This window comes from Pilimelia anulata (genome assembly GCF_014647895.1).
GTDB classification, from domain to species: Bacteria; Actinomycetota; Actinomycetes; order Mycobacteriales; family Micromonosporaceae; genus Pilimelia; species Pilimelia anulata.
This window is the reverse complement of the sequence record NZ_BMQB01000002.1, coordinates 430,935-455,323: the sequence shown is the minus strand read 5'-3', so window position 1 is coordinate 455,323 and position 24,389 is coordinate 430,935. Positions and strand designations below refer to the sequence as shown.

Below are 24,389 nucleotides of genomic sequence, written 5' to 3'. Positions count from 1 at the left end.
CGCACGGACGGTAGCCGGGCGCGGTTACCGTACCGGGGTGACCTCGACACCCCCGGAAGACCTGCCACCCACGGAGTACGCCGACCTGCGTGCCCGGATCGAGAAGGCGCTGAGCGACTTCCTCGCTGCGCAGCGTGACCGCCTGGCCACGATCGACCCGGTGCTGCTGCCGGTCGCCGAGGAGCTGGACTCGTTCATACTCAGCGGCGGCAAGCGGCTGCGGCCGGCGTTCGGCTACTGGGGGTACCGCGCTGCCGGCGGTGCCGACCGGGACGCCGTGGTGACCACCCTGGCCGCGCTGGAGCTGGTCCAGGCCAGCGCGCTGATCCACGACGACGTGATGGACGACTCCGACACCCGGCGCGGCCGGCCGGCGATGCACCGGCGGTTCGCCCGGCGGCACGCCGACGCCGGCTGGCGGGGCAGCGCCGACGGGTTCGGCTCGGCGGCGGCGATCCTGCTCGGCGACCTGTGCCTGGCCTGGTCCGACGAGCTGCTGGACCGGGGCGGGCTCGACCCGGCAACGCTCGCCCGGGCCAGACCGGTGTTCGACGAGATGCGCACCGAGGTGATGGCCGGGCAGTACCTGGACATGCTCGCCCAGGCCACCGGCGGCGCCGACCGGGAGCGGGCGACCCGGATCGCGGTGTACAAGTCGGCCAAGTACACCGTCGAGCGGCCGCTGCTGTTCGGCGCCGCGCTGGCCGGGGCGCCGGCGGCGGTGGCGGCGGGGCTGTCGGCGTACGGGCTGCCGCTGGGCGAGGCGTTCCAGCTCCGCGACGACGTGCTGGGCGTGTTCGGCGACCCGGCCCGCACCGGCAAGCCCGCGGGCGACGACCTGCGCGAGGGCAAGCGGACGTACCTGATCGCGGCCGCGCTTGAGGGCGCCGACCCGGCGCAGCGGGCGGCGCTGGAGGCCGGGCTGGGCGCGGCGGACCTCGACGCGGCGGGGGTGGAGCGGCTGCGCGGGATCATCGTGGCGACCGGGGCGCTGGCGGCGACCGAGGGGCGGATCGCGGCGCTGGCCGACGCGGCGCGGCGGGCGCTGGGCGCGCCGGGGCTGGACCCGGCCGCGGTCGCGGTGCTGACCGCCCTGGCCACGGCGGCCGTCCACCGCCCGGCCTGACCCGACCCACCCACCCGACCCACCCACCCGGTCAACCCACCCGGCCGGACCTGCTCGACCCGACCGGGCCCGACCCACCCGGCGGCCCGCCGGTCGCGGGGCGGCCCCCGGTCGCGGGGGTGGTGGGGCGGCGGGCAGGATGGCGGCGTGAGCAAGGACGTCGTCGCCATCGTGATCGTGCTGGCCGTCATGGGCCTGACCTGGTACCTCGGCCAGCGGGCCATGGCCCGGGCGCACGGCGGCAGCGTGCCGCGCTGGCTGCTGATCGCGCTGGCCGTGATCCTGCTCGCCGGCGCCGGGATCGTCCTCGCCCCGGCCCTGGCCCGGGTCTGGACCGCCCTCTTCTGAGCCCGCCATCCCGGCCGGCGCCCGGCCCGCGGTGAGCCCTGACCCGGCCCGCGGGCGTTTCGGGTGGGTTTGCCGCGGCCGACCCCGCCGCGGTCGCGTCCACGCCGGTTGCGGTGTGGACGGACGATGCGGACGCCGGTCGGCCGCGGTCCGGAAACCCTTGTCAGAAGCCGAGCGCCTGGGCCCGCCGGCGGACCTCTGTCGCTTCCGGACCGCTCAGGGCCCGGGCCGGACAGCCCCCCGAAAGGGAATCATCGGGCAAAAACAGCCACCGTAGGGACTCGTCCTCGTTGTACCCGGCGTCACGGAGCACGGTCAGCACGCCGGGCAGGTGCTTGAGGACGGTCGGGTTGGCGATCAGCTCGACCGGTACCCGCAGCACCCCGTCCCGGCGTACGGCCAGTAACCCGCCCTCGCGGACGAGCTGGCGCACCTTGCTGATCGTCAGGTCCAGCCGCTCGGCCACGTCCGGCAGCGGCACCCACTCGGTCGGCTCCACCGAAACACTGTCAGTCACTCGATCAGCGTGCCATGCCCGGAGCCGGCCGGAGCACCGACCCGGCAGGACCGCGCCAGGGACACGAAGGGGACCACTGCCCATGTGGAAGGCCGTCTGCCGGGAATTGACCGGCGTGCTGCGCTCGGTCCGGTACGACCTCTACCAGCACAGCGTCGACCGGGAGGCGCCGCGGCCGCTGCGCAAGCTCGGCTTCGTCGTCGGCGGTACGGCGGCGCTGAGCGCGGTCGGCGCGCTCGCGGTGGTCCAGCTCATCGACTGGTCGGTGCCCGGCCCGCCGGCGGCGGCCTTCCCGGCGCCGCCGCCGGTGTCGGTGCCGGCCGGCGAGCCGGCCGGGTCGGAGTCGACCGCCGTACCGCCGTCGCCCACCGCGTCGGCCGCGGCCGACGCGCCGCCGGGGGCGGCGGACCCGGGCCCGGCCGGCGGCGACACCGCCACCGAACCGCCGCCGCTGACCATCTGGCCCGCCCGGGACCTGCCGGACGCCGCGCTCGCGCCGGCCGTCCCGCGGCCCGCCGCGGCGCCGACGGCCGCGCCGCGCCCGTCGGCCGAGCCGGCCCCGGCCCGGCCGCACGCGGAGGCACCGCGGGCGGACGTGTCGCCCCGCCCGACGGCGGACCCGTCGGCGCCGGCCGGCTGACCGGATCGCCCACCCGGCGCCGCCCGCCGGACACCGGCCGGCGCCGCATCCCGGAGAGTCCCGCCCGATACCGCACGCCGGACAGCACCCGGCACCACATGCCGGGCAGCGGCCGCCCCCGCATGCCGGACAGCACCCGGCGCCGCTTGCCGGACGGCGGCCGGAGCCGGGTGGCCGGAGTCCGGCGCGGCGGCACACCGGCCGCGCCCGGCCCCGGCCGGTGAACGCGCCGGCTCCGGCCGGCGGACCAGCGCGAACGGCCGCCCCGGGGTCGCGGGGCCGGTCGCCGGGGCGGCGTTCGGGGCACGCGCGTCGATCCCGGCGGGCACCCGGCGTGTCCGGGATGTCCGTCTGACACGGCGGCGCGGGACATGTGCCCCGGCGGACCGCTGTGGCATTCTGGGCACGCCCCGCCCGGCTGCCGGGCCCGCGTTTGCCGACGCGCCGCCCGCCCGGGCCCGCTGACACCGGGATTGCCGCTCGATGGACACACAGCTCGCCGACCCGCTGCTGGGCGCGGTCGTGGACGGGCGCTACCGCATCCGCGGCCGGGTGGCGCGCGGCGGGGTGGCGACCGTCTACACGGCCGTCGACGAGCGCCTGGAGCGGACGGTCGCGCTGAAGATCATCCAGCCGGCCAGGGCCGTCGACCCGCGCTTCCCCGCCCGGTTCACCCACGAGGCCAAGGCCATCGCGCGGCTCGCCCACCCGAACGTCGTCGCCGTGTACGACCAGGGCGCGTACGAGGACCGGCCGTACCTGGTGATGGAGTACGTCCGCGGCCGCACGCTGCGCGAGGTGCTCGCCCAGCGCCGCCGGCTGGACCCGGCCGAGGCGCTCGCGGTGACCGAGCAGGTCCTCGCGGCGCTCGCCGCCGCGCACCGGGCCGGGCTGGTGCACCGCGACGTCAAGCCCGAGAACATCCTCGTCGCCGAGGCGCCGCAGGGCGGCCCCGGCCGGCTGGTCGACGCGGTGGTGAAGGTCGCCGACTTCGGCCTGGCCCGGGCGGTCGAGGCCAGCGCCGACGAGCCGGACCAGCTCATGGCGACCGTCGCGTACGTGGCGCCGGAGCTGGTCGCCGACGGTGCCGCCGACGCGCGGGCCGACATCTACTCGGTCGGCATCGTGCTGTTCGAGATGCTGACCGGCCGGGTCCCGTACGACGGGGGCCAGCCGATCGACGTCGCCTGGCAGCACGTCGACCGGGACGTGCCGGCACCGTCCACGCTGGTCCCGGCGCTGCCGACCGCGCTGGACGGGCTGGTCCAGCGGGCCACCCGGCGGGACCGGGGGCGGCGCTTCTCCGACGCCGCGGCGATGCTGGCCGAGACGTCGGCGCTGCGCGACCGGATCGGCACGAGCACCGCCGCGATGCGGTCCGCGAACGCCACGACGATGCGGGTCCGGGTGCTGCCGGTGGTCCGGCCCGCCCGCGCCCGACGGGTCCGCCCGCCGGCCCGGCCGGGGCCCGCCGGGCTGCTCGACCGCGGGCGCGACCTGGTCATCGAGGGCTCGGCCGCCGCGGTGGCCGGGGTGCGCCGGCTGCGCGAGCGGTACGGCCCGGTGCCGGTGGTCGCCGCCGGTACGGTGCTGGCGCTGCTGCTGTCGCTGGCCGGCTGGTGGCTGTTCGCCGGCCGGTACACGGCGGTGCCGGAGCTGGTGAACCTGACCAAGTCCGAGGCGCGGCAGCGGGCCGACGCCGCCGGCCTGGACCTGAACTTCAACGACGCCCGGCACGACGAGATCGTCCGGCCGGACTCGGTGCTCGCCCAGGACCCGCCCGCCGAGGGGCGGATCGTCCGCGGCGGCACGGTCACGCTGGTGCTGTCGCTGGGGCCGGAGCGGTACCAGGTGCCGAACGTCGTCGGCATGTCCTACGAACTGGCCGGCGCCGAGCTGAGCGCCCTGCAACTGCCGATCGAGCGCGGCCCGGACCGGTACCACGACACGCTGCCCAAGGGCATGGTCAGCGCCCTGGAGCCGGCCGTCGGGGCGACCGTCAAGCCCGGTACGAGGATCACCGTGACGGTCAGCAAGGGCCGCCCGCCGGTCAGCGTCCCGGCGCTGGTCGGCAAGTCGATCGCGGAGGCCCGGGCGCTGCTGGGCCGGCTCGGCCTGGTCGTGGCCGAGGAGACCGTCGAGGGCGACCAGCCGGCCGGGCAGGTGCTCGCGCAGACGCCCGAGCCCGGCACCGGCGTGGAGAAGCGGGCGAGGGTCGCGCTCAAGCTCAGCGACGGCCCGCCGTCGCTGGCCGTGCCGCGGGTGCTGGACATGCCGTGCCGGAGCGCGGTGCAGACGCTGGAGGGGATGGGCCTGCAGGTCCGCGTCCGCTACTCCCCCGACGGCGTGGTGCGGCTCCAGGAGCCGGCCGAGGGCACGCAGGTCCCGGCCCGGACCGTCGTCACGATCGGCTGCCTGTGACCGCCCCGGCCCCGCACCGCCCGCCGCTGCCCGCCCGGCGCGACGGCGCCCGCCCCGTCGGCGGGCACGCGGCGACCGCGGGCGGGCTGGCGCGGGCGGTGCTGCCGTACCTGGACGCGACGGCCGCGACGGCCGTCCAGGTGTACGTCGGCAACCCGCGCGGCTGGGCCTGGCCGGACGGCGACCCGGCGCAGGACGAGGCGTTCGCCGCGGGCTGCGCGGAGCGCGACGTGCCGGCGTACGTGCACGCCTCGCTGCTGGTCAACCTCGGCTCGCCGACCGCGGCGACCGTCGCCAACTCGGCCCGGACGATCGGCCACGCGCTGCGCCGCGGCGCGGCGATCGGCGCGGCCGGGGTGGTCTTCCACGCCGGCAGCGCGGTGGACGAGGCGCACGGGGCCGCGGCGCTGCATCAGGTCCGGGACGCGCTGCTGCCGCTGCTCGACGAGGCCGCCGCCCGGGGCTGGCCGCGGCTGCTGGTCGAGCCGAGCGCGGGCGGCGGCCGGTCGCTCGCGGCCCGGGTCGAGGACCTGGGGCCGTACCTGGACGCCGTCGGCGGGCACCCGTGGCTCGGCGTCTGCTTCGACACCTGCCACGCCTGGGCGGCCGGGCACGACCTGGCCGCGCCGGGCGGGATGGCGGCGACGCTGGACGCGCTGACGGCGACCGTCGGCCCGGACCGGCTCTGGCTGGTCCACGCCAACGACTCCAAGGACACCTGCGGGTCGAAGCGGGACCGGCACGAGACGCTCGGCGCCGGCGCGATCGGCGCGGCCGCATTCGCGGAACTGCTCGCCCATCCGGCGGCCGCGGGCGTCCCGATCATCGTGGAAACACCGAGCAAGGGATATCTCGGACACGCGGAGGACATCGCGACTCTCGGGCGGTTAGCGGACCCCCACTTGCCGTAATCGCAGAGTTAGGGCAACCTTCGTTTGGTAAGCCTCTGCGAAGGAGTCCGCGGTTGTTCGTCTGCATCTGCGAACGGGTGCGCGAGTGCGAGGTCCGCGCCGCGATCCGGGCGGGCGCGCGCACCGAGGCGTGCGTGGGCGAGGCGTGCGGCGCGGGTACGGGCTGCGGCACCTGCCGGGACCGGATCGCCGATCTGATCGACGCGGAGATCGGCGTCCTCCCCACGGTGAATCTGGCGGCTTGAACCGCATATCGGGCGAATTGCTCATACGCTCTGGCCATGCAGGGTGACGCGCGAGTGATCGAGTTCCTCAACGAACAGCTCACGGCGGAGTTGACGGCCATCAATCAGTACTTCCTGCACGCCAAGATGCAGGAGAACTGGGGCTACACCACACTCGCCGCGCACACCCGGCACGAATCGATCGACGAGATGAAGCACGCCGAGACGCTCACCGACCGGATCCTCTTCCTGGACGGCCTGCCGAACCTGCAGAAGCTGTTCCCGCTGCGGATCGGCGAGACGGTGGCCGAGCAGTTCCGCTGCGACATGCAGGTCGAGGCCGAGGCCGTCGAGCGGCTGCGCCGCGGCATCGAGTACATGCGCTCGGTCGGCGACGTCACGTCGGCGCGGATCTTCGAGGACATCCTCGCCGACGAGGAGTCGCACGTCGACTACCTGGAGACGCAGCTCGCCCTGCTGGAGAAGCTGGGCGAGCAGTTGTACCTGCAGAACGTCACCACCCACCCGACCGGGAGCTGAGCCGCGCGACCACGGGGGTCACATGCACGGCCTGATCTTCAGCCAGTTCCAGCGGTTCATCGCCGACCGGTACGGCGATGAGGTCTGGCATGCCGCGCTCAAGGAGGCCGGGCAGCCGCTGACGGCGATCTACCTGACCACCGACGAGTACCCGGACGGGGAGCTGGTCGCGCTGGTCGACGCGGTCACCGTCGCGGCCGGCGCGGAGCCGATCGCGCTGCTGGAGGCGTTCGGCCGGTTCCTGGCGCCGGGGCTGATGCGCATCTACGGCTCGGCGATCGACCCGAGCTGGCGGACGCTGGACCTGTTCGAGCACACCGAGCAGCGCATCCACACCGTCGTCCGGGCCCGGGACCCGAACGCCCGGCCGCCGGAGCTGGCGACCCGCCGGATCTCGCCGGGGACGGTGACGATGACGTACGCGTCGGCGCGGCGGCTGTGCGCGGTGGCGCGCGGCATCGCGGCCGGGGTGGCGGACCACTACGGCGAGGCCCTGGAGATCACCGAACCCCGCTGCATGCTCCACGGCGCCCCCACCTGCGAACTCCTCTTCACCCTCCGCTGACCCCTCCCCCGGATCGCGTGGCATTTGCCACACTCGATGGATCATGGGGCGCCGGTGCGGCAGGTTATCCGGGCCGGGGTGATCGTCGCCGCCGGACCAGCGAGGAGTGACCATGCTCAAGGGCCCCCTGACGGCGCTGACCGCCGCGCTGCTGACGCTCGGCGCCGCCGGCTGCTGCACCCGGAACAGGGCGGCCGCCGCCGCCCCGGGCCCCGGCGTCCCCGCGGGCGTCGCCGCCGAGCACGCCGCGCTCGCCGGCGAGGTGGCCGCCGCGGGCGGCGAGACCACCGTCGGCGACTGGCGGGTGGCGTACGTGGTGGAGAAGCCGCGCGGCTGGTTCACCGTCGCCGGCGGCACGCACACCCTCCGGAAGCCGGCGGCCGGCGAGACGCACCACCTGACCGTGGTCCCGATCGAGGCCGCCACCGGGCGGATCGTCCCCGACGTGCCGGTGACGCTGCAGGTGCTGGACGCCGCCGGGCGGCCCGTGGACCAGCGGCGGCTGTGGTTCCTGCGCGACTCGTACTACCACTACGCGCACAACTTCGCCGTCCCGCGGGCGGGCGTGTACACGCTCAGGGCGACACTCGGCACCCCGGCCTTCGCCCGCTACGGCGCCGACGGGGACACCCCGGCCCTGTCCCGCGGCACGGTCGCCCTGTTCCCGGGCGTCCGCCTCAACCCCTGACCCGAGCCCGTCGGGCCCGGCCGGGCCGCACCCCGCCCGCGGAGCCGCCGCCGGGCGCCGAGCGGGGGTCAGTCCAACAGGGACGTCAGCACCTTCGCGGCGTGGTCGACGGCCGCGTCGTCCACGTCCAGGTGCGTGATCAGCCGGCCCGTGCGCTGGCCCAGCACCGACAGCAGCACGCCGCGCTCGCGGGCCGCCGCCGCGTACCCCGGCGCGTCGTGCAGGTCGAGCAGGACGATGTTGGTCCGCGGCTCCCCCACCACCACCCCGTACGGCGACAGCGCCTCGGCCAGCCGGGCCGCCCGGCCGTGGTCGTCGGCGAGCCGGGCGAGGTGGTGGTCCAGCGCGTACAGGCCGGCGGCGGCGAGGATGCCCACCTGGCGCATCCCGCCGCCCAGCCGCTTGCGCAGCCAGCGCCCCTCGGCGATCCGCTCGGCCGAGCCGAGCACCAGCGAGCCGACCGGGGCGCCGAGCCCCTTGGACAGGCACACCGCGAGCGTGTCGAACAGCCGGCCGTAGCTGTCCAGCGGCACGCCGTCGGCGACGTGCGCGTGCCAGATCCGGGCGCCGTCGCAGTGCATGGCCACGCCGGCGCCGTCGGCGACCGCGCGCAGCGCGTCCAGCGTCGCCAGCGGGACGACAGTGCCGCCGGCCAGGTTGTGCGTCTGCTCGACCGCGATGGCCCGGGTGGGCACGGCCCAGAAGCCGTCCGGGCGGATCATCGCCGCGACCCGCTGCGGGTCGATCGCGCCGCCGGCCGCGGGCCAGGTCCGGGACGAGATCGCGCCGTACGCCGCGGCCGCCCCCACCTCGTACGTGACGACGTGCGCGTCGGCGTCCACCAGCACCTCGTTGGCCGGCGGGACGAGGAGCTGGAGGGCGATCTGGTTGGCCATCGACCCGGTCGGGGTGAACAGCGCCGCCTCGTGCCCGAACAGCGCCGCGACCCGCTCCTCGAGCCGGCGGGCGGTCGGGTCCTCGCCGTACACGTCGTCGCCGACCTCGGCCGCGGCCATCGCCCGGCGCATCGCGGCCGTCGGCCGGGTCACGGTGTCCGAGCGCAGGTCGACCGGGCCGAGGTCGGTGGTGGTGGGCTCGTACGGGTCAGCCACGGAGCATCTCCGCGACCAGGAACGCCAGCTCCAGCGACTGCTGGGTGTTGAGCCGCGGGTCGCAGGCGGTCTCGTACCGGCCGGGCAGGTCCACGTCCTCGATCGCCTGGGCGCCGCCGAGGCACTCGGTGACGTCCTCGCCGGTCAGCTCGACGTGCAGCCCGCCGGGGTGGGTGCCGGTGCCGCGGTGCACCTCGAAGTAGCCGAGCACCTCGTCGACGATCCGGTCGAAGTGCCGGGTCTTGTACCCGTTGGACGCCTCGTGCGTGTTGCCGTGCATCGGGTCGCACTGCCAGACCACCTTGTGCCCGGCGGCGGTGACCTCCTCGACGATGGCCGGCAGGACGTCGCGGACCTTGTGGTTGCCCATCCGGCTGATCATGGTGAGCCGGCCGGGGACGTTCGCCGGGTTCAGCTTCGCGCACAGCTCGCGGGCGGTGGCCGGGCTGGTGCCGGGGCCGATCTTGACGCCGATCGGGTTGCTCAGCCGGGACAGGAAGTCCACGTGCGCGCCGTCGAGCTGCCGGGTCCGCTCGCCGATCCACAGGAAGTGGCCGGACAGCCCGTACGCCCGGTCGTCGACGACCCGGGCCAGCGACCGCTCGTACTCCAACGCCAGCGCCTCGTGCGAGCTGTACAGGGTGACGCTGCGCAGCGCGTCGTCCTCGGTCATCCCGCAGGCGCGGATGAACGCCAGCGCCCGGTCGATCTCCCGGGCGATCGCCTCGTACCGCTCGCCGGCCGCCGAGATCCGGACGAAGTCCTTGTTCCAGTCGTGCACGGCGTGCAGGTCGGCCATGCCGCCGCCGAGGTACGCGCGCATCATGTTCAGCGCGGCGGCGGCGTTGGCGTACGCCCGGACCATCCGCCGGGGGTCGGCCACCCGGGCGGCCGGGTCGGCCTCCAGCGAATTGATCATGTCGCCGCGGTACGACGGCAGGCCCAGCGCGTCGAGGGCGGCCGAGCGCGGCTTGGTGTACTGGCCGGCGAACCGGCCGATCTTGATCACCGGGACCGAGGCCCCGTACGTCAGCACCACCGCCATCTGCAACAGCGTGCGCGCGTTGGCCAGCAGGTGCCGCTCGGTGTTGTCGACGAACGTCTCGGCGCAGTCGCCGCCGATGATGACGAACGCCCGGCCCTCGCAGGCCAGCGCGAGCCGGTCGGCGAGCTGGTCCACCTCGTACGGCGCCACGATCGACGGCACCTGGTCGAGCACCGCGCAGACCTCGTCGACCTGCCGCGGGTCCGGCCACGGCGGCATCTGCTCCCGGGGCAGGCCGCGCCAGACGTCGAGCCCGAGCTTCCCGGCGTCGACGTCGGGCCGGCCGTCGCCGGCGGGCCGCCCGGCCTCGCCGGGCCGGGGCAGGTACCACTGGTCAATCATGGGTCCAAGCCTACGGCCGCCGGGGAAGCCCGCGGCATCCGCCCACCCGGCCGCCGGCCGGGGGTCAGTCGGCCCGGGCGGCCAGCTCCCGGGCCCGGTCCCGGGCCGCTTCCAGGGCGGCCAGCAGCGCCGCCCGGACCCCGTGCTTCTCCAGCTCCCGGATCGCCGCGATCGTCGTCCCGGCCGGCGAGGTGACCGCCTCGCGCAGCGCGACCGGGTGGTCGCCGGAGTCGCGCAGCATCACCGACGAGCCGATCGCGGTCTGCACGATCAGGTCGCGGGCCACCTGCCGGGGCAGGCCCAGCAGGATGCCGGCGTCGATCATGGCCTCGACCAGCAGGTAGAAGTACGCCGGCCCGGAGCCGGACAGCGCGGTCACCGCGTCCTGCTGCGACTCCGGCACCCGGATGGTGCGGCCCAGCGGCCGGAACAGCTCCTCGGCCAGCGCCAGGTGCGCGCCGGTGGCGTGCTCGCCGGCCGAGATCGCCGTCATCGCCTCGTCCACCAGGGCCGGGGTGTTGGTCATCACCCGGACGATCGGGGTGCCCGCCGGCAGCCGGCCGGCGAACCACGCCGTCGGCAGGCCGGCGCACATCGACACCACCAGCTTCGCCGGCGGCAGGGCCGGGGCGATCTCGGTGAGCAGGGCGGCCGCGTCCTGCGGCTTGACCGCGATCACCAGCACGTCGGCCCGGGCCACCGCGCCGGCGTTGTCGGTGGTCTCGATGCCGTACCGCTGGGTGATCGCCGCCGCCCGCTCGGCCCGGCGGGCGGTGGCCAGCAGCTTCTCCGCCGGCCAGCCCGCGCGCAGCAGGCCGGACAGCATCAGCTCGCCGATCTTGCCGGTGCCGATCACCGCGATGGTGTGCCGGTCGGCCATGCCGCGTCCCCCGCAATCGTGTCGCGCCGGAACCGCCGGGTCCCGCTGGATCGTGCCGGTCCGGCGCCCGGGGCGGTCCGCCGCCGGGCGCCGGGAAGCCCGGCCGGAACGGGGCGGCCCCGCTCCGAAAGGGCAGCCTAGCTGCCGAAGAACACCTCGGCCTCGGCGTATCGGGACAGCGGCACCGTCTTCAGCTCGCCGGTGCCCTCCGCCAGCGGCACCCGGACGATGTCCGTGCCGCGCAGCGCCACCATCGTCCCGTACGCGCCCGCGGCGACCGCGTCGATCGCGTGCAGCCCGAACCGGGTGGCCAGCACCCGGTCGAACGCGCTCGGGGTGCCGCCGCGCTGGATGTGCCCGAGCACGACCGTGCGGGCCTCCTTGCCGGTCCGCTCCTCCAGCTCGCCGGCGAGCCACTGGCCGATCCCGCCCAGCCGGACGTGGCCGAACGCGTCGGTCTCGGTGTTCTGCAGGACCATCTGCCCGGCCAGCGGGCGGGCGCCCTCGGCGACGACGACGATCGGCGCGTACTCGAACTGGAACCGCTTCTCCACGTACCCGGCCACCCGCTCGACGTCGAACTCGCGCTCGGGCAGCAGGATCACGTTGGCGCCGCCGGCCAGGCCGGCGTGCAGGGCGATCCAGCCGGCGTGCCGGCCCATCACCTCGACGACCAGCGTCCGGTGGTGGCTCTCGGCCGTGGTGTGCAGCCGGTCGATCGCCTCCATCGCGATGTTGACCGCGGTGTCGAAGCCGAACGTGTAGTCCGTCCCGCCCAGGTCGTTGTCGATGGTCTTCGGCACGCCCACGACGTTGACGCCGTGCTCGTGCAGCTTGGTGGCGACGCCGAGGGTGTCCTCGCCGCCGATGGCGATCAGCGCGTCGACCCCGTGGGTGGCGAGGTTGGTGACGATCTTCTCCACACCCCCCGGGATCTTGTACGGGTTGGTCCGGCTGGTGCCGAGAATCGTCCCGCCGCGCGGCAGGATGCCGCGCACCTCCGCGACGCCCAGCGGCCGGGTGAGGCCGTCCAGCGGGCCGCGCCAGCCGTCCCGGAACCCGACGAACTCGTACCCGTACTCGGTGACGCCCTTGCGCACCACGCCCCGGATGACCGCGTTCAGGCCGGGGCAGTCGCCCCCGCCGGTCAATACACCGATCCGCATATCTTTTCCGCCCCTTGTGTCCTCGCGCCGACCGCCCCATTCTGGCGGCCGGCGATCGACTCCGGGGCGCAATTTACCCGTCCGTGCCGCCCGGCGCCCCGAACGGCGCAGCCGAGAGCACCCGCCAGCGAGCCAGGTTGTGCCGGGCGTCGACCAGCGCGTCGTGCCGCCCGGAGACCTCCGGCAGCGGCGGGCGGCCCAGGTCGTCCCAGCGCTGGCGCAGGTCCTTGGTGAACCGGGGGATGTCCCGCGGCAGCGCCGTCATCGGCCCCCAGAGCTGGGCGAGCGCCACGTGGTCGTACGCCGCGTACCAGGCCCACAGCTCCAGCTCGCCGGCGCCCGGCGGCGCGGTGAGGAACGCGTGCAGGTCGTCCCGGATGCGCGCGCGCGAGCGCCAGGCCGGGTCCGCCGGGGACGGGAGCTTGTCGAGGACGTTGCGGCGCACCCAGGGAATGGCCCGGCGGTCGTCGAACTCCGTCGAGACCGCGTAGAACTCGCGGCCGGACTCGTCGACCACCGCGATCGACACCAGGTCGATCGTCGCGCCGTCCTCGATGAACTCGCAGTCGTAGAAGTAGCGGTACGTCACCGCGGTCATTCTTCCCGTGCGCCCCGACCCCGCCGGCACCGCCCCGCCGCCGTCAGCGATCATGGTGCCCCGACGGGGTGCGCTGCCGCTCCAACGCTGACGAATGGCCCACAACGCATTGCTCGTGCTACCCATATCCGGCCATGCTGTCGTGGCAACAGCGCAGGTAGCGTGCGTCGCAGGATGTCCTACCGGGGAGGGACGAGTGGTGGAGTTTCGGTTGTCGGACGGCGATTCGCTCAGCGGCGTGGCGATGTTCGCCGGGCTGGAGCAGGAAGTGCGCCAGCGGGTCATCGCCACCGCCGTACCGCGGACGTACCGGCGGGGCACGCTGCTGTTCGTCGAGAACGACCCCGGCGACTCGCTGATCCTGCTCAAGCGCGGCGCCGTCGCGGTGTTCCGGACCTCGGCCACCGGCGAGCGGGCGGTGCTGTCGGTGGTCCGGCCGCCGGACGTGCTGGGCGAGGTGTCCCTGCTGGACGGTTCGGCCCGGTCGGCGTCCGCGGAGGCCATCGAGGACACCCACGCGCTCGCGCTCTCCCGCGGGGCGTTCATGGAGCTGGTCCACTCCAACCCCCGGATCCTGGACGCGGTCATGCGGGCGCTGGGCGGGCTGATCCGCCGGCTCACCGAGCAGAACGCCGACCACGTGTTCCTCGACCTGCCCGGCCGGGTCGCCAAGACGCTGGTCCGGCTGGCCGGCGACACGTCCGCCACGATCGTCACGATCGAGCTGAACCAGAGCCAGCTCGCCGAGATGGCCGGCGGCTCGCGGCAGAGCGTCAACCAGGCCATCGGCTCGTTCGCCGGCCGCAACTGGCTGCGTACCGAGGGCCGGCGGATCGTGATCAGCGACCTGCCGGCGCTGCGCCGCCGAGCGGGGATGCCGGACCGCTGAGGCCGCCGCCGCCACTTTGCCGGCTCGCGGGCGTGCGGCATACTCGCCGGGACGAGCAATCATCGCTATATCGACATGCCTCCGGCTCCGCCGCCACCACCACCGCGCGCCGGGTGGGCAGCGGGTGGACCACCCCCTTCGCATGGAGGACGCGTCATCGGCCAGTGCCCGAGGTGTAGCCGCGTCACCGCACCCGAGGACCGGTTCTGCGGCGGCTGCGGCGCCGAACTCACCGCCGCCTGCGGGGGCTGCGGGGTCAGCCTGCCCCCCGAGGGTGCCTACTGCACCCGCTGCGGCGCGGCCCGCACCGCCCGGCCGGAGCCGGCGCCCGCGCGCGCCACGCTGGAGGACCGGCGGCGGATCAGCGTCCAGTTCGTCGACCTGATCGACTTCACGCCGTACGTGGAGCAGGCCGACCCGGAGCAGGTCCGGCACCTGCAGACCGGCTTCTTCTCCGCCGCCCGCGAGGTGATCATCCGGTACGGCGGGGTGGTGGAGAAGTACATCGGCGACGCGGTGATGGCGCTGTTCGGCGCCCCGGTGGCCACCGAGGCCGACGCGCTGCGCTGCGTGCGGGCCGGGCTGGACCTCCAGCGCACGCTCGCCCGGTACGCCCCCGAGGGCCGCGACGACCTGCGCTTCCGGGTCGGCGTGGCCACCGGCGAGGCGCTGGTGGACGTGCTCGCCGCCCGCGACGGCGGCCAGGCCATCGTCGCCGGGGACGTGGTGAACACCGCCTCCCGGATGCAGTCGGTCGCGCCGCCGGGCGGGGTGCTGGTGTGCGGCACGACGTACGCGCTGACCCAGGACGAGATCCGGTACGCCCAGCAGGCCCCGGTGACCCTGCGCGGCCGGTCCACGCCGACGGAGGTGTGGCTGGCGCTGGCCGCGGTCCAGCGGCGGCTGCCCGACCAGGAGCCCGACCCGACCCCGATGATCGACCGGGACCACGAGCTGAACCTGCTGGTCAACGCGCTGCACCGGGCGCTGCGCGAGCGGATGCCGCAGCTCGTGACGATCTTCGGGCACGCCGGGATCGGCAAGAGCCGGCTGGTCCGCGAGCTGTACCGGCACAGCGACCGGCTGCTCGACGAGCCGATCACCTGGCGGACCGGCCGCTGCCCGCCGTTCGGCGAGAACGTCACGTTCGCCGCGCTGGCCGACATCGTCAAGGCCGAGGCCGGCATCCTGGACACCGACGACGCGGCGACCGCCGACGCCCGGCTGTCCGGCGCGGTGACGGTGCTGCTGGCGGCCGCGCCGGCCGACCCCGGCCCGGCGGCGGACGCCTCGGTCCGGGCGGAGGCGGACCGGCTGACCGACGCCCTGCGCCCGCTGGTCGGCCTGCCCGGCCCGAAGCTGCCGCAGGAGGAGGCCGAGTCGGCCTGGCGGCGGTTCCTCACCGCGATGGCCCGGCGCCGGCCGACCGTCCTGGTGATCGAGGACCTGCACTGCGCCGACCAGGCGATGCTGCGCTTCGTCGAGCTGCTCGGCGCCGCCGCCCGGGACATCCCGCTGCTGCTGCTCGGCACCGCCCGGCCCGAGCTGATCGACCGCGAGCCGGGCTGGGCGGGCACCATCCCCGGCTCGCTGACGATCACCCTGCCGCCGCTGCGGGACACGGCGATCGCCTCGCTGTACGCCTCGCTGTTCGGGCAGGCGGTGTTCGCCAGCGAGATGCTGCGCCCGCTGGTGGAGCTGGCCGACGGCAACCCGCTGTACGCCCAGGAGTACGTCCGGATGCTCATCGAGCGCGGCGCCCTGCGCCAGTCCGGCCGCGGCTGGAGCCTGGACACCACCCGGGACCTGCCGATGCCGGACAGCGTGCACGCCGTCATCGCCAACCGGCTCGACCTGCTCGACCCCGGCGACCGGACCGTCCTGCTGGCCGCGTCCGTGGTCGGGATGGAGTTCTGGCCGGGCGCGGTCGCCGCCGCCATGGGCCACCCGGTCGACGCCGTCGAGCGGGCGCTGCGCCGGCTGGAGCAGCGCGACTTCGTGTACGAGCAGATCGGCTCCACGATGGCCGGTCAGGGCGCGTACCGGTTCCGGCACGTGCTGGTCCGCGACGTCTGCTACCGGCGGCTGCCGCGGACCGAGCGGATGGCCCGGCACGAGCGGACCGCGGACTGGCTGGAGGGGCTGTCCCGCAGCCGGGACACCGACCTGGCCGAGGTGTTGGGGCGGCACCGGTGGGCGGCGTACGAGATCGCCACCTCGCTGGGCCAGGACCCGGCGGCGCTGATCCGCAAGACCCGCGACGCGCTGCACCGGGCGGCCCGGCGGGCGTACGCGCTCAACGTGGTCGACGTGGCCGCCGACCACGCGGCCCGGGCCCTGGGCCTGTACGGCGACGAGCCGGACAGCCTCGGCCGGCTCCAGCTCGAGCTGCTCAACGACGAGCTGAGCTTCTACCTGGACGGCACCGCGTTCCTCGCCGGCGGCGGCGTGGCCCGGCTCACCGGCCTGGCCGCCGCCCTGCGCGGGTGCGAGGACCAGGCCGGCTCGGCCCGGGCCTGGACGCTGCTCGGCCAGGCCGCCGTCATGCGCACCGACCGGGCCGGCGCGCTGGCCCACCTGGACCGGGCGGTGGAGCTGTTCGAGCAGCTCCCGGACAGCGCCGAGAAGGCCGCCGCGTACGCCGAGCTGGGCCGCCTGCACATGCTCAACTACGAGCAGGCGCCGGCGCTGGCCAGCGCGGAGGCGGCGCAGGAGATCGCCGAGCGGCTCGGGCTGATGGAGGTGCGGGCCAACGCCCGGGTGACCGTGGGCAGCGCCCGGTTCCACGAGGGCGACCCGCGCGGGCTGGCGGAGCTGCACGCCGTGCACGAGTTCTGCCGGCGGCACGGCCTGATCGCCACCCGGCGGGCCGCCCAGAACCTCGCCCACGCGCTGCGCGAGCACGGCGACTGGGTGCAGTCGGAGAAGCTGCTCGCCGAGACCGACTCGCCCGAGAGCCTCGGCCAGGGCCTGACCACGAACTACTCGGGCGAGTCCATGCGCGGCTTCTTCGACGGCGACGTGGACCGGATGCTGACCGCCGCGGACGCGTTCATCGACACCCCGGCCGAGGGCTGGGACCTCAAGGTCCGGGGCAGCCGGGCGTTCCTGCGGGTGCTGCGCGACGGCCCGCGCGAGGGCCCCGACGACGTGGCCCCGCTGCTGGCGCTGGGCCGCGACTGCGGCTTCCACCGACCACACTGGACCGCCGTCGCGCTGGGCGCGCTGTGCCGGGCGCTGCAGGGCCGCCGCGGCGAGGCGCGGGCGCTGCTCGACGAGCTGATCGCCGCGTTCGCCCCGCAGCGGGTCATGGCCAGCGGCGAGTGGGTGCCGGCGGCGGCGCTGGCCGCCGCGCTGGCCGGCCGGGAGGCGGCGGTCGCGGTCCGCGGCATGCTGGCCGCCAACGGGTACCGCACGCCGTGGATCGACGCCGCGGAGCGGGTGGTGGCCGGGGCGCTGGCCGCGCACGACGGCGACCACGCCGGGGCCGGCGCGGCGTACGGGGAGGCGGCGAAGATCTTCGACGGCATCTCGGACGCCACCGACCGGATGCTGGCGCTGGCGCTGGCCGCCCGGGCGCACGCGCAGGCCGGCGAGCCGGAGATGCACCGGCAGGCGCGGGCGGAGGTGGCGGCGTTCGCGGCCCGGAACCGGGCGCCGGGCTTCGTCCGGCTGGCCACGCCGGGCGACCCCAATGGCTCCACCCACGCGGCCTGACCCCCGCCCGCCGGGTGGCGGTCCGGGGCAGCCGGTCCGGGGGCGCGGTCCGCCGGCCGGCGGCGCGGCGGGTCAGGCGGTGGCGGCGGCGGCCTTGACCTGCTGGGCGTACGTGTCGACGTACTCGCGGCCGGACAGCCGCATCAGCTCGTACATGATCTCGTCGGTGACCGCCCGCTCCACCGCCCGGTCGCCGAGCCGCCCGGCGTACCGGGCGAAGTCCAGCGGCGGCCCGAACCGCATCCGGACCCGGCCCAGCCGCGGGACCAGCCGCCCCGGCGGCTGGATCCGGTCGAGGTTCAGCATCGCCACCGGGATCACCGGCGCCCCGCTCTCCAGCGCCAGCCGGGCCACCCCGGTCTTGCCCCGGTACAGCCGCCCGTCCGGCGAGCGGGTGCCCTCCGGATAGATGCCGGCCACTCCCCCGGCGCGCAGGATCCGGAGCTGGGTGTCCAGCGCCGCCCGGGCCGCCCGGCCGCCCGAGCGATCGACCGGGATCGTGCCCGTGCTGACGAAGAACATTCTCGTCAGCCACCCTTTCAGCCCACGGCCGGTGAAGTACTCCGACTTCGCCACGAACGTGACCTTCCGGGGCACGACCAGCGGCAGGAAGATCGAGTCGGAGAAGGAGAGGTGGTTGCTGGCCAGGATCGCCGCCCCCGCGGCCGGAATGTGTGCCCGACCCTCCACCCGGGGCAGGAAGATCAGCCGCAGCAGCGGCCCCAGCAGGACATACTTGAGCAACCAGTACAGCACCGACGTCCCTTTCCGCTTCCCCCGACATGGGTGTGCACGCACCGCCGATCGGGCCGCCGACGCGAGGGTCGCCCCTGCGCGCAACCGGGACTAAGTTTTAGCCTACGGATGTTGTTCGGTACCGGACAACGCACTCCCGTCGGACGGGGTCGGCGTGTCACCATGGCGACGGCGAGGCAACGGCGTGCGGGGAGGCACAGGTGGCTGCGGGTGAGGCCCGGCACGGGCGGCGGGACAACGGGCTGATCGCCACCGCGTACACCGCGGCGGCGGATGTCGATCCACGCCTGGGCGAGCGCGTCCTCGATCTGCTGGCCGCGGCCGGCATCGCGGCGTACCTCCAGTCCCCGCGCGCGGACGACCCGACCGTCCCGGCCGGGCGCCCGCCGGCCGACCGGCTGTACGTCGACCACGCCCGGGTGGCCGCGGCCCACGACCGGCTGCGGGCGTTCGCGGGCGAGCCGACGAACGAGGCGACCGTACAGACGCCGGGCGACGGGGCGAGCCGGGCGGAGATCGACGCGGCCTTCGCCGATATCGTCGCCGGGTACCACCTCTCGGCGGACACCCCGCACGACCCGCGGCCGGTCCGGCCGATCGAGGAGGAGCCGCCGCCGCGCAGCCGGATCGACCTGGGCCCGTACAGCCGGGAGCCGCAGGAGCCGACGCTGCTGGACGCGTTCGACACGTTCGGCGCCGGGCTGCCGGACGAGGACGCCGACGAGCGGTACGTGCCCCCGCCGCCCCCGCCGCTGCCCCGGGTGTCGAAGTACACGGTCGCGGCGGTGGCGGCGATCGTGGTGGGCTTCGTGCTGTTCCTGGCCCCGAACGTCCTGCCGGTGGTGGACGATCTGATCACCACGGTCATCGGCGTGGGCCTGCTCCTGCTGGGCGCCGGCACCCTGATCAGCCGCCTCCGCGCGGGCACCGACGACGACCCCCGCGACCCCGACGACGGCGCCGTCGTCTGACCCGCGCCTCCCCACCCCACACCGGTGGCTGGCTTGTGGACGGAGCGCGGTGGTGGTGAGGGTGCCGCCGGGCACCGGCGCTATCGGTGACGACTCGCTAACCTCGGGTTACCAACGGCCGTGGAACGGGGTGCCGGGGGGTGCCCCGCCGCGCGGCCGCCGACCGGTACGGAGGCACGCGTGCAGCGCAGATCCCTGGTGGTCGTCACCAACCGGCTACCGTTCGACGAGGCCGTCGCCCCCGAGGGCGCGTTCGACTGGCAGCACAGCACCGGCGTGCTCGTCGCCCCCCGCCATGCCGGGCTGCGCGACTCGCCGGTGACCTGGGTCGGCTGGTCCGGGCACACCGGGCCGCTCCCCGACCCGCCGGACACCCGCGGGCTGCGGGTCCGCCCGGTGCCGCTGACCGAGGAGGACTTCCGCAACCACTACGAGGGGTACGCCAACGCGACCCTGTGGCCGCTGTACCACGACGCCGTCGAGCACCCCGCGCACCACCGGCGCTGGTGGGAGGCGTACCAGCGGGTGAACCGGCGGTTCGCCGAGCTGACCGCCGAGGTGGCCGAGCCGAACGCCGTGGTCTGGGTGCAGGACTACCACCTGCAGCTCGTACCGGGGCTGCTGCGCGAGCGCCGGCCGGACCTGACGATCGGCTTCTTCCTGCACATCCCGTTCCCGCCGCCGGAGCTGTTCATGCGGCTGCCCCGGCGCGCCGAGCTGCTGCACGGGCTGCTCGGCGCGGACCTGATCGGGTTCCAGCGGGAGCGGTCCGTGCGCAACTTCCGGCTCGCCGTCGCCGACGCGTGCGGGCTGGACTCCGGCGTCGGCGCGCTGACCGTGGACGGGCGGCGGGTCCGGACCGGCGTGTTCCCGGTGTCGGTGGACGTGCCCGCGGTGCAGGCGCTGGCCGACCGGCCCGAGGTGGTCGAGCGGGCCGCGCAGATCCGCCGGGACCTGCACGAGCCGGGGACGCTGCTGCTCAGCGTGGACCGGATGGACTACACCAAGGGCATCGAGCACCGGCTGAAGGCGTACCGGGAACTGGTCGCCGACGGCGTGCTCACCTCGCCGGACACGACGTTCGTGCAGGTCACCGTGCCGAGCCGGGAGCGGGTCGAGCACTACGAGCGGCTGCGCGAGCGGGTCGAGCGCGAGGTCGGGCGGATCAACGGCGCGTACGGCCGGGTCGGCGCCGCCCGGATCCACTACCTGAGCCGGCCGCTGGACCGGGTCGAGGTGACGGCGCTGTACCGGGCGGCCGACGTCATGCTGGTCACCCCGCTGCGGGACGGGATGAACCTGGTGGCCAAGGAGTTCGTCGCCGCGCGCACCGACGGCGGCGGCGCGCTGGTGCTGAGCGAGTTCGCCGGGGCGGCGGCCGAGCTGGCCGACGCGTACCTGGTCAACCCGCACGACACGGCCGGGCTGAAGCGGACGGTGGTCAGCGCGATCCGGGCCGGCGCCGACGAGCGGCGGCGGCGGATGGCCGGGCTGCGGGCGCAGGTCGCCGGGCACGACCTGCAGGCGTGGGCGGGCGCGTTCCTGGACGCGCTGGTGCCGGGCCCGCCGGCGGCGGTCGGCGCGGTCCGGGCGGCGCAGGTGGCCGGGCCGGTGGCGGCGGTCTGAGCCGGCCGGTGCCCGGGTACGGCAGTGCCGTACCCGGGCACCGCGGTCAGCCGCGCAGGGTGTCGCGGACGGTGGCCGTGCGGCCGGGCTCGACGGCGACCCAGTCGGCCTCCTCGGCGGTGGCCTTGCCGACGGCCCACTGGACCGGTCCGGCGCCCCGCTGGAAGCTCAGCTTGTACCGGCCGGGGAACAGCGCGTCGACGGTGAACCGGCCGTCGCCGTCGGCGTACACGGTGGCGCGGACGGCGTTCTGCTCGTCGTGCACCCGGACCGTGGTCAGCCGGGCCGGGCGGCCGTCGGCGTACGCCAGCGCGCCGGTGACCGTGCCGATCGGCAGCAGCCGCTCGTCCACGGTGGTGGTGCTGCCCGGCTGGACCACCGCGCTCGGCGCGGCCGGGGCGGCGGTGCCGCGCGGCGCCCACTGGAGCTGGCTGCCGCGCTCGCCGCGCGGGAACGCGAGGTAGTAGCGGCCCGGTACGGCCGGGTCGAACCGGTACCCGCCGGCGGCGTCGGTGCGGGTCCGCTGGACCAGGATGAAGTTGGCCGCGCCGGGGGCGTCGTCGCCCTCCCGGTACAGCTCCACCGGCGCGCCGGCCGCGTCGCCGCCGTCGGCGAGCCGGACCCGGCCGCGCAGCGCGCCCGGCGTGAGCAGGGTGTCGTCCACAGTGGTGCGCTGGCCGTCGCGGACGGTGTACCCCTTGGCCCTGTCCGCGGCGATCCGGCCGGGCGCCCACTGGACGCCGGTGGTCGGCGAGTGGAACGACACGCGGTACGAGCCGGTGTAGACGCGGCCCAGCTCGTACCGGCCGTCGGCGTCGGTGTGCGCGGTGCCGACCAGCGTGCGGTCGGCGCGCAACTGCACCTCGACGGAGCGGGCCGGGCCGCCGCCGGCGGCGAGCAGCCGGCCGCCGACCGTGCCGTGCTGGAGCAGCCGCTCGTCCAGGGTGAGCCGCTGCCCGGCCGCGAGCGGGTGCACCCTGGCCTTCGCCGGGTCGCCCTGCCGCGGGTGGTACTGGGTGAGCCGGTCGATCCGGTACTGCACCCGGTACGGCACGGGGATCGCCCGCACCGCGTACCGGCCGAGCGCGTCGGTGCTGCCGGCCGCCGGGAACGACGAGGTCAGCGACGTGGCCACCGGGTCCAGCAGGGTGACCGTGGCGCCCGGGACCGGGCGCTGCTGGCGGTCGGCCAGGATGCCCTCCACCGTGGCCAGCTCGGGCAGCCGGGCGGCGGCCCGGGTGTCGGCGCCGGCGGTCACCGGGTACGCGGTCGCGGCGTCGAAGCTGACCTGCCCGTCGGACCAGGACACGCCGTACCCGGTAGCGATCATCAGCTTGTACCGGCCGGCCGGCAGGTCGGTGACGGCGAACGCGCCGTCGGCGCCGACGAAGCTGCGGCCGGTGTAGTTCTGCGGATCCCGCTCCGGGAAGGCGTAGATCCGCAGGCCGGTGGTGGGCGTGCCCGCGTGGTCGGTGAGCACGCCGACGAGGGAGCCGCCGGCGGGCGGGGCCGCCGGGGCGCTACCGATGGGGGCGAGGGCCGCGGCGAGGCCGGCGAGGGCGGCCAGCGCGCGGCGCGCGAGGGAGGGTGTGGTCACGGGCGCCACGCTAGCCGGACCCGCCGGGGCACCGGCCGCCGCTTCCCATGCCGTGACTTGGCGCGCATCGGACGATTCGGGAGCCGGCGCGCCCGGACCGGCCGCGGCACTACCGCCGGCCGGGCGCGGGCCCTAGGATCCGATCGGCCGGTACCGATGTCATCACCCACCGGAGGTCCCGATGCGCCGCCCGCGCCCCACCGCCCTGCTCGCCGCCGTCCTGCTCGCCGCGGTCGCCGCCACGCCGGCCGCCGCCGGCCCGCGCCGGCCCGGCCCGGGCGCCGCCGGCATCGGCGACTCCTACTACCCGGGGTACGGCAACGGCGGCTACGACGTCGCCCACTACGACCTGGTCACCCGGTACGACACGGCCACCGACAACCTGACCGCGACCGCGACGATCACCGCCCGGGCGACGCAGGACCTGTCGGCGTTCAACCTCGACCTGTACGGCCTGACCGTCGACGGGGTCACCGTGGACGGCCGGGAGGCGCGGTCGAGCCGGACCGGCGCCGAGCTGACCGTCACGCCGGCCGCCGCCCTGGCCAGCGGGGTGACCTTCACCACGGTGGTGCGGTACCACGGGGTGCCGAAGCTGTACGACATGCCGCACACCGGCAAGTCCGGCTGGTTCCGCACGAGCGACGGCGTGGTGGTGACCGGGCAGCCCGAGGGCGCGGCGTCCTGGTTCCCGTGCAACGACCACCCGCGCGACAAGGCGACGTTCACGTTCGCGATCACCGTGCCGAAGGGCAAGACCGCGATCGCCAACGGCGTGCCGAAGGGCACCGAGGTCGGGCCGGACGGGTGGACCACCTTCCGGTACGCCGAGGAGAGCCCGATGGCCACGTACCTCACCACGGCCACGGCGGGCGACTTCACCCTGACCGTGAGCGACCACAAGGGCAAGCCGGTCGTCCTGGCCAGCAAGGGCGCCCCGTCGGCCGGGCTGCGCCGCACGCCCGAGGTGGTGGACTTCCTGGCCGAGCGGTTCGGGCCGTACCCGTTCGGCTCGCTGGGCGGCATCGCCGGCGGCAACGTCCCCGGCCTGTCGTTCGCGCTGGAGATCCAGACCCGGCCGGTGTACGCCGGCAGCGCCAACGACCTGTCCGTCGTCGTGCACGAGAACGCCCACCAGTGGTACGGCGACAGCGTCGCCCTGCACGACTGGAAGGACATCTGGCTCAACGAGGGCTTCGCCACGTACGCGGAGTGGATGTGGGCCGAGGCGCACGGCGGGACCACGGCGGACGCGGTGTTCGACCAGTACTACCGGCAGCCGACCAGCGCCGACCACTGGTCCCCGGCCACCGGCGACCCGAAGGTCGCCGGGCTGTTCGGCTCCTCGGTGTACACCAAGGGCGCGATGACCCTGCACGCGCTGCGCCGGACGATCGGCGAGGACGCGTTCTCCACGCTGCTGCGCGAGTGGGCGAAGCGGAAGAAGGACGCCAACGCCACCAGCGCCGACCTGATCGCGCTGGCCACCGAGGTGTCCGGCAAGGACCTGGCGGCGTTCTTCCGCAACTGGCTGTACAGCACGGCCAAGCCGCCGGCGCCGCCGCGCCGCACCCCGACGGCGGAGCAGGCGCGGCGGGCGGCGGAGTACGTCGCGGCGTTCGCCCACCGCGAGGCGACCCACCGCCACTTCTGACCGTCGGCGCGTTTCGGCCGGTAGCCTCGGCCCGTGGTGGTGGCTCCGGCGTCGGG

22 protein-coding genes are annotated in these 24,389 nt (G+C 75.6%); 14 read left to right on the top strand and 8 right to left on the bottom strand.

Features of this window, described 5'->3' with window-relative positions; translation table 11 throughout:
* The first annotated feature begins 37 nt into the window (after positions 1 to 37).
* Complete coding sequence (locus tag IEY94_RS06825; protein WP_189169178.1) at positions 38 to 1,126, top strand: polyprenyl synthetase family protein; 1,089 nt, start codon at positions 38 to 40, stop codon at positions 1,124 to 1,126.
* 147 nt (positions 1,127 to 1,273) lie between these two features.
* The gene (locus IEY94_RS06820; RefSeq protein ID WP_189169177.1) at positions 1,274 to 1,474 is read left to right on the top strand and encodes a hypothetical protein; all 201 of its coding nucleotides are present in this window, start codon (positions 1,274 to 1,276) and stop codon (positions 1,472 to 1,474) included.
* A 163-nt stretch (positions 1,475 to 1,637) separates the two neighbouring features.
* Here the strand turns inward: IEY94_RS06820 and IEY94_RS06815 are convergent, their stop codons facing one another.
* Positions 1,638 to 1,991, bottom strand: a complete 354-nt coding sequence (locus IEY94_RS06815; RefSeq protein WP_229783381.1) for an Rv2175c family DNA-binding protein — start codon at positions 1,989 to 1,991, stop codon at positions 1,638 to 1,640.
* Positions 1,992 to 2,073: 82 nt separating this feature from the next.
* On the opposite strand from IEY94_RS06815, the gene IEY94_RS06810 reads away from it, so the two are divergent.
* From IEY94_RS06810 to IEY94_RS06780, 7 genes are all read left to right on the top strand, one after another.
* Positions 2,074 to 2,631, top strand: a complete 558-nt coding sequence (locus IEY94_RS06810) for a hypothetical protein (protein WP_189169175.1) — start codon at positions 2,074 to 2,076, stop codon at positions 2,629 to 2,631.
* A 483-nt stretch (positions 2,632 to 3,114) separates the two neighbouring features.
* The gene (gene pknB / locus IEY94_RS06805; protein ID WP_189169174.1) at positions 3,115 to 5,052 is read left to right on the top strand and encodes a Stk1 family PASTA domain-containing Ser/Thr kinase; all 1,938 of its coding nucleotides are present in this window, start codon (positions 3,115 to 3,117) and stop codon (positions 5,050 to 5,052) included.
* The gene (locus tag IEY94_RS06800; RefSeq protein ID WP_229783380.1) at positions 5,049 to 5,963 is read left to right on the top strand and encodes a deoxyribonuclease IV; all 915 of its coding nucleotides are present in this window, start codon (positions 5,049 to 5,051) and stop codon (positions 5,961 to 5,963) included. Before pknB ends, IEY94_RS06800 begins: the two co-directional genes overlap by 4 nt.
* 53 nt (positions 5,964 to 6,016) lie before the next feature.
* On the top strand, positions 6,017 to 6,208 hold the full coding sequence (locus tag IEY94_RS06795; RefSeq protein ID WP_189169173.1) for a (2Fe-2S)-binding protein: 192 nt from the start codon (positions 6,017 to 6,019) through the stop codon (positions 6,206 to 6,208).
* A 36-nt stretch (positions 6,209 to 6,244) separates the two neighbouring features.
* Complete coding sequence (gene bfr, locus IEY94_RS06790) at positions 6,245 to 6,727, top strand: bacterioferritin (RefSeq protein ID WP_189169172.1); 483 nt, start codon at positions 6,245 to 6,247, stop codon at positions 6,725 to 6,727.
* Between the two features lie 22 nt (positions 6,728 to 6,749).
* Positions 6,750 to 7,292 carry a heme NO-binding domain-containing protein gene (locus IEY94_RS06785; RefSeq protein WP_189169171.1) on the top strand — a complete coding sequence of 181 codons (543 nt, stop codon included), beginning with the start codon at positions 6,750 to 6,752 and terminating at the stop codon, positions 7,290 to 7,292.
* 112 nt (positions 7,293 to 7,404) lie between these two features.
* A complete protein-coding gene (locus IEY94_RS06780) occupies positions 7,405 to 7,980 on the top strand; it encodes a hypothetical protein (protein WP_189169170.1) in 576 nt (191 codons plus the stop codon).
* A 68-nt stretch (positions 7,981 to 8,048) separates the two neighbouring features.
* Here IEY94_RS06780 and IEY94_RS06775 read toward each other — a convergent pair whose 3' ends face one another.
* From IEY94_RS06775 to IEY94_RS06755, 5 genes are all read right to left on the bottom strand, one after another.
* Positions 8,049 to 9,092 (bottom strand): threonine aldolase family protein, encoded by a 1,044-nt coding sequence (locus tag IEY94_RS06775; RefSeq protein ID WP_268244822.1) that lies wholly within the window; start codon positions 9,090 to 9,092, stop codon positions 8,049 to 8,051.
* Positions 9,085 to 10,479 (bottom strand): class II 3-deoxy-7-phosphoheptulonate synthase, encoded by a 1,395-nt coding sequence (locus IEY94_RS06770; RefSeq protein WP_189169169.1) that lies wholly within the window; start codon positions 10,477 to 10,479, stop codon positions 9,085 to 9,087. The genes IEY94_RS06775 and IEY94_RS06770 overlap by 8 nt, the downstream gene beginning before the upstream one ends.
* A 64-nt stretch (positions 10,480 to 10,543) precedes the next feature.
* Entirely contained in the window at positions 10,544 to 11,359 is an 816-nt protein-coding gene (gene proC, locus IEY94_RS06765; RefSeq protein ID WP_189169168.1) for a pyrroline-5-carboxylate reductase, read from the bottom strand.
* 137 nt (positions 11,360 to 11,496) lie between these two features.
* Positions 11,497 to 12,525 carry a 6-phosphofructokinase gene (locus IEY94_RS06760; RefSeq protein WP_189169167.1) on the bottom strand — a complete coding sequence of 343 codons (1,029 nt, stop codon included), beginning with the start codon at positions 12,523 to 12,525 and terminating at the stop codon, positions 11,497 to 11,499.
* A 73-nt stretch (positions 12,526 to 12,598) separates the two neighbouring features.
* On the bottom strand, positions 12,599 to 13,114 hold the full coding sequence (locus tag IEY94_RS06755; RefSeq protein ID WP_189169166.1) for a polyadenylate-specific 3'-exoribonuclease AS: 516 nt from the start codon (positions 13,112 to 13,114) through the stop codon (positions 12,599 to 12,601).
* A gap of 208 nt (positions 13,115 to 13,322) precedes the next feature.
* Between IEY94_RS06755 and IEY94_RS06750 the strand changes: the two genes are divergently transcribed.
* Together IEY94_RS06750 and IEY94_RS06745 are read left to right on the top strand one after the other, a co-directional pair.
* The gene (locus IEY94_RS06750) at positions 13,323 to 14,012 is read left to right on the top strand and encodes a Crp/Fnr family transcriptional regulator (protein ID WP_189169165.1); all 690 of its coding nucleotides are present in this window, start codon (positions 13,323 to 13,325) and stop codon (positions 14,010 to 14,012) included.
* 75 nt (positions 14,013 to 14,087) lie between these two features.
* Positions 14,088 to 17,729, top strand: coding sequence for an ATP-binding protein (locus IEY94_RS06745; protein WP_189169164.1), 3,642 nt, complete (start codon positions 14,088 to 14,090; stop codon positions 17,727 to 17,729).
* A gap of 72 nt (positions 17,730 to 17,801) precedes the next feature.
* On the opposite strand, the gene IEY94_RS06740 is transcribed toward IEY94_RS06745, so the two are convergent.
* Complete coding sequence (locus IEY94_RS06740; protein WP_189169163.1) at positions 17,802 to 18,485, bottom strand: lysophospholipid acyltransferase family protein; 684 nt, start codon at positions 18,483 to 18,485, stop codon at positions 17,802 to 17,804.
* 200 nt (positions 18,486 to 18,685) lie between these two features.
* Here IEY94_RS06740 and IEY94_RS06735 point away from each other — a divergent pair, with 200 nt between their 5' ends.
* Together IEY94_RS06735 and IEY94_RS06730 are read left to right on the top strand one after the other, a co-directional pair.
* Positions 18,686 to 19,456: a DUF308 domain-containing protein gene (locus tag IEY94_RS06735; protein WP_189169162.1), complete on the top strand. Its 771-nt coding sequence runs from the start codon at positions 18,686 to 18,688 to the stop codon at positions 19,454 to 19,456.
* A 180-nt stretch (positions 19,457 to 19,636) separates the two neighbouring features.
* Positions 19,637 to 21,082 (top strand): alpha,alpha-trehalose-phosphate synthase (UDP-forming), encoded by a 1,446-nt coding sequence (locus tag IEY94_RS06730; protein ID WP_189169161.1) that lies wholly within the window; start codon positions 19,637 to 19,639, stop codon positions 21,080 to 21,082.
* Between the two features lie 46 nt (positions 21,083 to 21,128).
* On the opposite strand, the gene IEY94_RS06725 is transcribed toward IEY94_RS06730, so the two are convergent.
* On the bottom strand, positions 21,129 to 22,679 hold the full coding sequence (locus IEY94_RS06725; RefSeq protein ID WP_189169160.1) for a hypothetical protein: 1,551 nt from the start codon (positions 22,677 to 22,679) through the stop codon (positions 21,129 to 21,131).
* Positions 22,680 to 22,860: 181 nt separating this feature from the next.
* Here IEY94_RS06725 and IEY94_RS06720 point away from each other — a divergent pair, with 181 nt between their 5' ends.
* On the top strand, positions 22,861 to 24,333 hold the full coding sequence (locus tag IEY94_RS06720; protein ID WP_189169159.1) for a M1 family metallopeptidase: 1,473 nt from the start codon (positions 22,861 to 22,863) through the stop codon (positions 24,331 to 24,333).
* Positions 24,334 to 24,389 lie beyond the last annotated feature (56 nt).

What these genes read in the sequence shown, in the direction of transcription:
- IEY94_RS06760 (WP_189169167.1), bottom strand. Translation starts at nt 12,525, where the DNA reads ATGCGGATCGGTGTATTGACCGGCGGGGGCGACTGCCCCGGCCTGAAC.
- IEY94_RS06770 (WP_189169169.1), bottom strand. Translation starts at nt 10,479, where the DNA reads ATGATTGACCAGTGGTACCTGCCCCGGCCCGGCGAGGCCGGGCGGCCC.
- pknB (WP_189169174.1), top strand. Translation starts at nt 3,115, where the DNA reads ATGGACACACAGCTCGCCGACCCGCTGCTGGGCGCGGTCGTGGACGGG.
- IEY94_RS06810 (WP_189169175.1), top strand. Translation starts at nt 2,074, where the DNA reads ATGTGGAAGGCCGTCTGCCGGGAATTGACCGGCGTGCTGCGCTCGGTC.
- IEY94_RS06745 (WP_189169164.1), top strand. Translation starts at nt 14,088, where the DNA reads ATGCCTCCGGCTCCGCCGCCACCACCACCGCGCGCCGGGTGGGCAGCG.
- proC (WP_189169168.1), bottom strand. Translation starts at nt 11,359, where the DNA reads ATGGCCGACCGGCACACCATCGCGGTGATCGGCACCGGCAAGATCGGC.
- IEY94_RS06720 (WP_189169159.1), top strand. Translation starts at nt 22,861, where the DNA reads ATGCGCCGCCCGCGCCCCACCGCCCTGCTCGCCGCCGTCCTGCTCGCC.
- bfr (WP_189169172.1), top strand. Translation starts at nt 6,245, where the DNA reads ATGCAGGGTGACGCGCGAGTGATCGAGTTCCTCAACGAACAGCTCACG.
- IEY94_RS06780 (WP_189169170.1), top strand. Translation starts at nt 7,405, where the DNA reads ATGCTCAAGGGCCCCCTGACGGCGCTGACCGCCGCGCTGCTGACGCTC.
- IEY94_RS06785 (WP_189169171.1), top strand. Translation starts at nt 6,750, where the DNA reads ATGCACGGCCTGATCTTCAGCCAGTTCCAGCGGTTCATCGCCGACCGG.